Raw genomic sequence first — 7,959 nt, forward strand, 5'->3', positions numbered from 1 at the left:
GACTTTGAGGGGGAGCGACCAGAATTCCCGCTCTCCGATGAGGTGGGCGATGGGCTCACCATTCAGACGGCGAGTGAGCCACGCCTGCAAAGTGGCCTGCTGGGCGGCATCGAGGGTACGCTCCGGCCAGGTCATCAGGTAGCTGCGCCGACAATCCAGCAGATGGCAGAGCAGCGCATCGGCATCGGCGCGGGGGGATTCCCCGGAGGCCAACGTCGCCATGATATGGGCCCGGGCTTGCTGGATCTGCATCAGCGGCGCTCCACCGAGGTCATGGCGCTATCGGCACAGAGATGCTGCATCAGCTGTTCTCTGCCAGAGAGGCGAGCTGATCGGCTTGATACTCCTGCACCAGGGGGGTAATGACGCAGTCGAGATCCCCTTCCAGTATTTCGCCCAGCCGGTAGAGGGTGAGGTTGATGCGGTGCTCGGACAAGCGACCCTGAGGGTAGTTGTAGGTACGAATGCGCTCGGAACGATCGCCGGACCCGACCAGATTGCGACGGGTGCTCTGCTCGGCGGCGCGGTGACGTTCATCTTCCGCCGCCTGCAAACGGGCGCTGAGCACGGACATCGCCTTGGCGCGGTTCTTGTGCTGGGAACGCTCATCCTGGCACTCCACCACCAGACCGGTCGGCAGGTGAGTGATGCGGATGGCGGAATCCGTCTTGTTGACGTGCTGACCACCGGCCCCGGAGGCGCGGAAGGTATCTATCTTCAGGTCGTTCGCATTGATCTCGATCTGCTCGGCTTCCGGCACTTCCGGCAGCACGGCGACAGTACAGGCGGAGGTGTGCACCCGCCCCTGGGATTCGGTCTCGGGCACGCGCTGCACGCGATGGCCACCGGATTCAAACTTGAGGCGGCCATAAACGTGCTCGCCATCTATCTTGGCGATCACCTCCTTGTAGCCACCATGCTCACCGTCGTTGCAGCTGACGATGGAGAGGCGCCAGCCCTGACGCTCGGCAAAGCGCGAGTACATGCGAAACAGATCGCCGGCAAAGATGGCGGCTTCATCACCGCCCGCCCCGGCACGGATCTCCAGATAACAGTTGTTGTCATCCCGGGGATCTCTTGGCAACAGCATCACCTGCAGCGCCTGTTCTTGCTCTTCTAGCGTGGCTTTGACCAGGGGCAGCTCTTCCTGTGCCATCTCGCGCAAGTCGGTGTCCGTGTCCTCCAGCATCAGCTTGGTGGTTTCCAGATCGTCTTCGGCCTGACGAAAACGCTGGAAGGCGTGGACTATGTCTTCCAGCTGGGAATATTCCCGGGTCAGGGCGCGGTATCTGTCCTGATCCGAGGCCACCCCCGGCTCGCCGAGCAAGGCCTGTACTTCTTCGTGGCGCTCGATGAGGCCTTCCAGCTTTCTGATCAGTGACGGATTCATAGTTCCCGATATCTCAATGGTGACGGGGCGGCGTGGCCTGCCCGGGCAAAGTTAGTCCGCTGACAGGCCAAGTACCTGACGCAGCTGGATCAGCTGTTCGCGATCCCCGCTCGCCCCCGCCTGGCGAAGGGCCTGGGTCGGAGCATGGATCAGCTTGTTGGTGAGTCTGTGGGTCAAGGCGCGAGCGGCCGCCTCGGGGGATTCCCCTTGCGCAAGCGCTTGCAGGGCGCGGGTCAGCTCCTCTTCGGCGTACTGCTGGGCCTGGGCGCGGTAGTCGCGGATGAGATCCACCGCATGCAAGGAGCGATACCAGTCCATGAACTCGTCGCGCTCTTCCAGGACGATGACCTCGGCCTGGGTGGCTGCCCGCTTGCGAGTCTCCAGATTCTGCTCGATGATGCCCTGCAGGTCATCGACCGTGTAGAGGTAGGCATCGGGGAGATCGTCCACCTGCGCCTCTATGTCGCGGGGCACGGCGATATCCACCAGGAACATGGGCCTGAAACGGCGCGCCTTGAGTGCCCGCTCCACCATGCCCTTGCCGATGATGGGCAAGGGGCTGGCGGTAGACGTGATGACGATGTCCGCTTCGTGCAGATAATCCGGGATCTCTTCGAGGGTCATCACCTGGGCGCCAAATTCCTCGGCCAGGGTATGGGCGCGCTGCAGGGTGCGATTGGCCACCATCATCTGACGGACGTTCTGCTCGCGCAGGTGACGGGCTACCAGCTCGATGGTCTCACCGGCCCCGACCAGCAGTACCTTGGTCTGGGAGAGATCCGAGAAAATACGGCGCGCCAGGCTCACGGCCGCGAAGGCGACCGACACGGCGCTGGCGCCTATTTCGGTGTCGGTGCGCACCCGCTTGGCCACGGAGAATGCCTTCTGGAACAGCCGTTCCAGCGACCCCTTGAGCACCTCGGCCTGCTGGGCATGGGCGTAGGATTGCTTGATCTGCCCCAGGATCTGCGGTTCGCCAAGTACCAGAGAGTCAAGCCCACAGGCGACCCGCATCAGGTGGCGCACCGCCTCCTCGTCATGATGCTGGTAGATGGCCTTGTCCACCTCGGCGTTATCCAGGCCGTGATACTGCTGCAGCCACTGGGCCACCTGCTCGCCATGACCTTGTTCCAGGGCACAATAGAGCTCGGTGCGATTGCAGGTAGAGACGATCACCGCCTCGCTCACCCCGGGCTGCGCCGCCAACTCCCGCAGGGCATGGTCGATGCAATCCGGGCCAAAGGCGACCCGTTCCCGCAAGGCGACACTGGCGGTGTTGTGGTTGATTCCGAGGGCAAGCAGACTCATGAGTGGGCGCTGATCGTTTCTTGGGCACAGGGTGTATAAGGCCGACAATTGTACGAGAAAGGGTAAGGCTTTAAAAGCAATACGGCCGCCCCTTATACTGTGACAAATCACCATTTCGGGAGCCTTACCTTGTTCTTGCGACTTTTCCCCCTACTTGGCCTGCTACTGCTAGCCGGCTGTACCACGACCCAACCCCAACGCCAGCAAGTGGATTGGCAGCAAGAGCGGACCCGACTAGAGCGTCTTGATCACTGGCAGCTATCGGGCAAGATGGCCATCATCACGGCCCAGCAGAAGGGCAGCGCGCGCCTCAACTGGCAACAAAACGGCGATGATTACCGCTTGAACCTCACCAGCCTGATTGGCACCAGCATACTGGAGCTGAGTCGAGAGCAAGGAAAAGTCAGCCTGACCGACAACGAAGGCAAGCTGCATCAGAGTCAGGATGCCGAGGCGCTCATCTACCGACTCACCGGATGGCACCTGCCCATCGACGGGTTGCCCGAGTGGATCAAGGGGTTGCCCGGCAAGGCCGACTACAACCTCAACCCGGACAACAGTCTGGCTAGCGTCCGTGATGGCCAATGGCAGATCAACTATCAGGACTACCGGGATCAAAATGGCTACCGCCTGCCCCACTTGCTCAACATGACCGGCCCCCAAAGCCGACTCAAGCTGCAGATCAACGAGTGGATCCTGCAACCATGAGCCAGATTCGCTGGCCTGCCCCGGCCAAACTCAATCTGTTCCTGCACATCAATGGCCGTCGCCCGGACGGCTATCACGAGCTGCAGACCCTGTTTATCTTCCTCAATCACGGCGACTGGCTCGAATTCGAGCCGCTGCCGGACACCGACCAGCTCACCTTGAGCCCGGCCATTCCCGGCGTACCTGATGAGCAGAATCTCATCATCCGCGCCGCCCGGCTGCTGCAAACCAGGTTGAGCCATCCCATGGGGGCCCACATCCGACTGGAGAAGGTACTGCCCATGGGCGGTGGCATTGGTGGCGGCTCATCGGATGCCGCCACTACCCTGGTGGCCCTCAATCATCTCTGGCAAGGGGGATTGAGCCTGGATGAGTTGGCCGAGCTGGGGGTGAGCCTGGGGGCCGATGTGCCAGTGTTCGTGCGCGGGCGCGCCGCCTTTGCCGAAGGCGTAGGCGAGCGGTTGCAAGCGGTGGAATTGCCCGAAGCCTGGTACCTAGTTCTCAAACCCGAGTGCCACGTCAGCACGGCCGAGGTTTTTCAGGATCCGGACTTGCCACGCAGTACCCCCAAATTGGCATTGAGCAGCCTGCTGGACGGGGTTTGGAAAAACGATTGCGAGCCACTGGTGAAAAAGCGCCACCCCGAGGTTGCCAATGCGCTCGGCTGGTTGCTAGAATACGCGCCGTCAAGAATGACGGGCACAGGAGCCTGCGTCTTTGCTCAGTTTGAAGACGAAGAGAGTGCTCGAAAGGTGTTGGCCAAGGTACCGAGAGAGTGGGGGGGATTTGTCGCCAAGGGCGAGAACATATCACCACTCTTCGTGACATTGCAACAGACTCAATGATTGGGGTATCGCCAAGCGGTAAGGCAGCGGGTTTTGATCTCGCCATTCCTAGGTTCGAATCCTAGTACCCCAGCCATCATTGACGCATAGGAAGGATCACCGAAGGCTGACGACCGTCATGGCTTCGACCCCCTCTCCTCTGTTATAAGGTCTCTGCATAGTTCATTCGGTTGGTCTGCCGACCCGGGCCCATTGCCCTGCCCCGTCAGCTTGCTAAATCGTTTGCTAGCGAACGATATGGGTTCGATTGCGGACTCACCCACATACTGGATGCAACCCCGAGGTTTCAAACCGTGCCTGACATGAAGCTGTTTGCTGGTAACGCAACGCCGGAACTAGCCCAGAAGATCGCAGATCGCCTGTTTATCAAACTCGGCAATGCTGCCGTAGGTCGCTTTAGCGACGGCGAGATCAGCGTACAGATCAATGAGAATGTACGTGGTGGCGATATCTTCATCATTCAATCCACCTGTGCCCCGACCAACGACAATTTGATGGAATTGATCGTCATGGTGGATGCACTGCGTCGTGCTTCAGCTGGCCGTATCACCGCTGTCATCCCCTACTTTGGCTATGCCCGTCAGGACCGCCGCGTCCGCTCCGCCCGTGTCCCCATCACCGCCAAGGTTGTCGCCGACTTCCTGTCCAGCGTAGGTGTCGATCGCGTGCTGACCGTTGACCTGCATGCCGAGCAGATCCAGGGCTTCTTCGACGTCCCGGTTGACAACGTGTTCGGCAGCCCGGTGCTGCTCGAAGACATGAAGTCCAAAAACCTCGAGTCCCCTGTGGTTGTCTCCCCGGACATCGGCGGCGTGGTACGTGCCCGTGCCATCGCCAAGCTGCTGGACGACACCGACATTGCCATCATCGACAAACGCCGTCCCCGCCCGAACGTCTCCCAGGTCATGCACCTGATTGGTGACGTCGCCGACCGAGACTGCATCATTGTCGATGACATGATCGATACCGGTGGCACCCTGTGCAAAGCGGCCGAAGCGCTCAAAGAGCGTGGCGCCAAGCGGGTATTTGCTTACGCAACTCACCCTGTTTTCTCCGGTTCCGCCGTCGAAAACATCAAGAACTCCGTCATCGACGAGCTGATCATCACCGACTCCATCCCGCTCACCGCGGAGATGAAGGCCATCGGCAAGGTCAAGCAGCTGACCCTCTCTACCGTGCTGGCCGAGGCCATTCGCCGCATCAGCAACGAAGAGTCCATCTCTGCCATGTTCGAGCATTGATGCTGGCTCGCCAGCTTGCTGGCAGGCCAAATAAGAAAAACCGCCCCAGGGCGGTTTTTTCTCTTTTCAGTACTCGGCGAACGACCAGGATCCCGGCGTGAACGGGCTTGGCAACAGAACAAATGGCGAGCCGGGACGGCATTGGTTGAGTGATCGCCACTCGGCGGCTAGAATATTGCGTCCTATTGCCCTAGGCACTCCGCTTCGGGCTGCTGCGAGTGAAGAGACTGAGCGTGACAAGCCAAATCAAATTGATCGTCGGTCTGGGTAATCCTGGCGCCGAGTATGCCAAGACCCGCCACAATGCGGGCGCCTGGTATGTGGAGCAACTGGCCCGCTGGCACAACACCAGCCTGCGTGAAGAGCCCAAGTTCCATGGTCACACCGCCCGCATCCTGGTCGAGGGAGAGGATGTGCGGTTGCTCATCCCCAACACCTATATGAATCTCTCCGGCAAGGCAGTGGCTGCCCTGGCCCGCTTCTACCAGATAGCGCCCGAAGAGATGCTGGTTGCCCACGACGAACTGGATCTGCCCCCCGGCATCGCCAAGTTCAAACAAGGCGGGGGTCATGGGGGCCACAATGGCCTCAAAGACATCATCGCCAAGATGGGCAATAACAGGGAATTCTTCCGGCTGCGACTCGGCATCGGCCACCCCGGAGCCAAGGAGCTGGTCGCTGGCTTCGTGCTGACCAAGGCGCCCAGCAGTGAACAGAGTCTGATCGATGCCGCACTGGACGAAGCCCTGCGCGCCACCGACATTCTGTTCAAACAGGGTATGACCAAGGCCATGAATCGCTTGCACAGCTTCAAGGCCGAAAAAGCATAAGCACGCGGCATGAATACCTGCGTATTCATGCCGCGTGAACAAGATACGGGCCATGAACGCTGTACCGTTCAGGGCAGAAAGATAGACAGGAGCCGCGTTGGCGGCTCCTCACAGCATCCATCACGTAAGGTAACTATTCATGGGTTTCAAATGCGGTATCGTGGGCCTGCCCAATGTAGGTAAATCCACCCTGTTCAATGCGCTGACCAAGGCTGGCATCGAAGCCGCCAACTTCCCGTTCTGCACCATTGAGCCAAACACGGGTGTGGTCCCCATGCCGGATCCGCGTCTCGACGCCCTGGCGGCCATCATCAACCCCCAGCGCGTGGTGCCGACCACCATGGAGTTCGTGGACATCGCCGGTCTGGTCGCGGGCGCCTCCAAGGGTGAGGGCCTGGGTAACCAGTTCCTGGCCAACATCCGCGAAACCGAAGCCATCGGCCACGTGGTGCGTTGCTTCGAGGATGAAAACATCATCCACGTTGCCGGCAAGGTCTCCCCGGCCGATGACATCGAGGTGATCAACACCGAACTGGCCCTGTCGGATCTGGATGCCTGTGAGCGCGCCATCCACCGTCAGTCCAAGCGCGCCAAGGGCGGCGACAAGGATGCCAAACTGGAAGTTGAGACCCTGGAGAAGATCCGCGCCGTGCTGGAAGAGGGTCAGATGATCCGTGGCATGAAACTGGACAAAGAGGAGCTGGCCGCCGTCAGCCACCTCAACTTCCTGACCTTGAAGCCCACCATGTACATTGCCAACGTGGCGGAAGATGGCTTTGACAACAACCCCTTCCTCGACAAGGTCCGTGAAATCGCCGCCGCCGAAAATGCGGTCGTGGTCGTGGTCTGCTGCGCCATCGAGTCCGACATTGCCGAACTGGATGACGACGATCGCGCCGAGTTCATGGCCGATCTGGGTATCGAAGAGCCGGGTCTGAACCGGGTGATCCGCTCAGGTTATGAACTGCTCAACCTGCAGACCTATTTCACCGCTGGCGTGAAAGAAGTACGGGCCTGGACCATACCGGTCGGCGCCACTGCCCCGCAAGCGGCAGGCAAGATCCACACCGACTTCGAAAAAGGCTTTATTCGCGCACAAACCATCGCGTTTGATGATTTTATCACCTACAAGGGTGAGCAAGGCGCCAAGGAAGCGGGCAAGATGCGAGCAGAAGGGAAAGACTATATCGTCAAGGATGGCGATATCATGAACTTCCTGTTCAACGTCTAACCCCATGACAGGTCAGCATTTGCTGGCCTGTTTTTTCTCATGGCTCAGGCCTTTATGGTCATCCCCATGAGTTTAAAAAAACCAGATTGTTGGGCTTTTGCACGACAGAGCGCAATATCTGGCCAAACGCACTCAAATTCGGTTTTTCTGGCAAAAAAAGGGTTGACGCCCCAAAGCCAGATCCGCATAATTCGGGCCGCACAGTGACGAGGCAACGACTCACTGGACGCTAGGTTGGCTATGTAGCTCAGTTGGTTAGAGCATCGCACTCATAATGCGAGGGTCACAGGTTCGAATCCCGTCATAGCCACCATTTCTAGTTGCAGTTGGGGTATCGCCAAGCGGTAAGGCAGCGGGTTTTGATCTCGCCATTCCTAGGTTCGAATCCTAGTACCCCAGCCATTTT

General features: G+C 59.6%; 6 protein-coding genes, 3 tRNA genes and 2 pseudogenes. 8 read left to right on the forward strand and 3 right to left on the reverse strand.

Annotated elements, in window-relative coordinates:
• From G113_RS17355 to hemA, 3 genes and pseudogenes are all read right to left on the reverse strand, one after another.
• Positions 1 to 252: pseudogene (locus G113_RS17355) on the reverse strand (peptide chain release factor N(5)-glutamine methyltransferase); the annotation flags it as partial.
• A gap of 49 nt (positions 253 to 301) precedes the next feature.
• Positions 302 to 1,390 carry a peptide chain release factor 1 gene (gene prfA, locus G113_RS17360; RefSeq protein ID WP_005907889.1) on the reverse strand — a complete coding sequence of 363 codons (1,089 nt, stop codon included), beginning with the start codon at positions 1,388 to 1,390 and terminating at the stop codon, positions 302 to 304.
• A 51-nt stretch (positions 1,391 to 1,441) separates the two neighbouring features.
• Entirely contained in the window at positions 1,442 to 2,698 is a 1,257-nt protein-coding gene (gene hemA, locus G113_RS17365) for a glutamyl-tRNA reductase (protein ID WP_005907890.1), read from the reverse strand.
• 129 nt (positions 2,699 to 2,827) lie between these two features.
• Here hemA and lolB point away from each other — a divergent pair, with 129 nt between their 5' ends.
• The 8 genes and pseudogenes from lolB to G113_RS17405 all read left to right on the forward strand — a co-directional run bounded on the left by lolB (position 2,828) and on the right by G113_RS17405 (position 7,955).
• On the forward strand, positions 2,828 to 3,406 hold the full coding sequence (gene lolB / locus G113_RS17370; RefSeq protein WP_005907891.1) for a lipoprotein insertase outer membrane protein LolB: 579 nt from the start codon (positions 2,828 to 2,830) through the stop codon (positions 3,404 to 3,406).
• Positions 3,403 to 4,273 (forward strand): annotated as a pseudogene (gene ispE / locus G113_RS17375) (4-(cytidine 5'-diphospho)-2-C-methyl-D-erythritol kinase). Before lolB ends, ispE begins: the two are co-directional and overlap by 4 nt.
• Positions 4,253 to 4,327: transfer RNA gene (locus G113_RS17380), tRNA-Gln, on the forward strand. The pseudogene ispE and the gene G113_RS17380 overlap by 21 nt, the downstream one beginning before the upstream one ends.
• A 217-nt stretch (positions 4,328 to 4,544) precedes the next feature.
• The gene (locus tag G113_RS17385) at positions 4,545 to 5,492 is read left to right on the forward strand and encodes a ribose-phosphate pyrophosphokinase (protein ID WP_005907893.1); all 948 of its coding nucleotides are present in this window, start codon (positions 4,545 to 4,547) and stop codon (positions 5,490 to 5,492) included.
• 233 nt (positions 5,493 to 5,725) lie between these two features.
• Positions 5,726 to 6,322 carry an aminoacyl-tRNA hydrolase gene (gene pth, locus G113_RS17390; protein ID WP_005907894.1) on the forward strand — a complete coding sequence of 199 codons (597 nt, stop codon included), beginning with the start codon at positions 5,726 to 5,728 and terminating at the stop codon, positions 6,320 to 6,322.
• Positions 6,323 to 6,461: 139 nt separating this feature from the next.
• Positions 6,462 to 7,553 carry a redox-regulated ATPase YchF gene (ychF, locus tag G113_RS17395; protein ID WP_005907895.1) on the forward strand — a complete coding sequence of 364 codons (1,092 nt, stop codon included), beginning with the start codon at positions 6,462 to 6,464 and terminating at the stop codon, positions 7,551 to 7,553.
• A gap of 236 nt (positions 7,554 to 7,789) precedes the next feature.
• Positions 7,790 to 7,866 (forward strand) — tRNA-Met (locus tag G113_RS17400).
• A 14-nt stretch (positions 7,867 to 7,880) separates the two neighbouring features.
• Positions 7,881 to 7,955, forward strand: a tRNA-Gln gene (locus tag G113_RS17405).
• Positions 7,956 to 7,959: the final 4 nt, after the last annotated feature.

It is taken from the genome of Aeromonas molluscorum 848, from assembly GCF_000388115.1.
Classification (GTDB): Bacteria; Pseudomonadota; Gammaproteobacteria; order Enterobacterales; family Aeromonadaceae; genus Aeromonas; species Aeromonas molluscorum.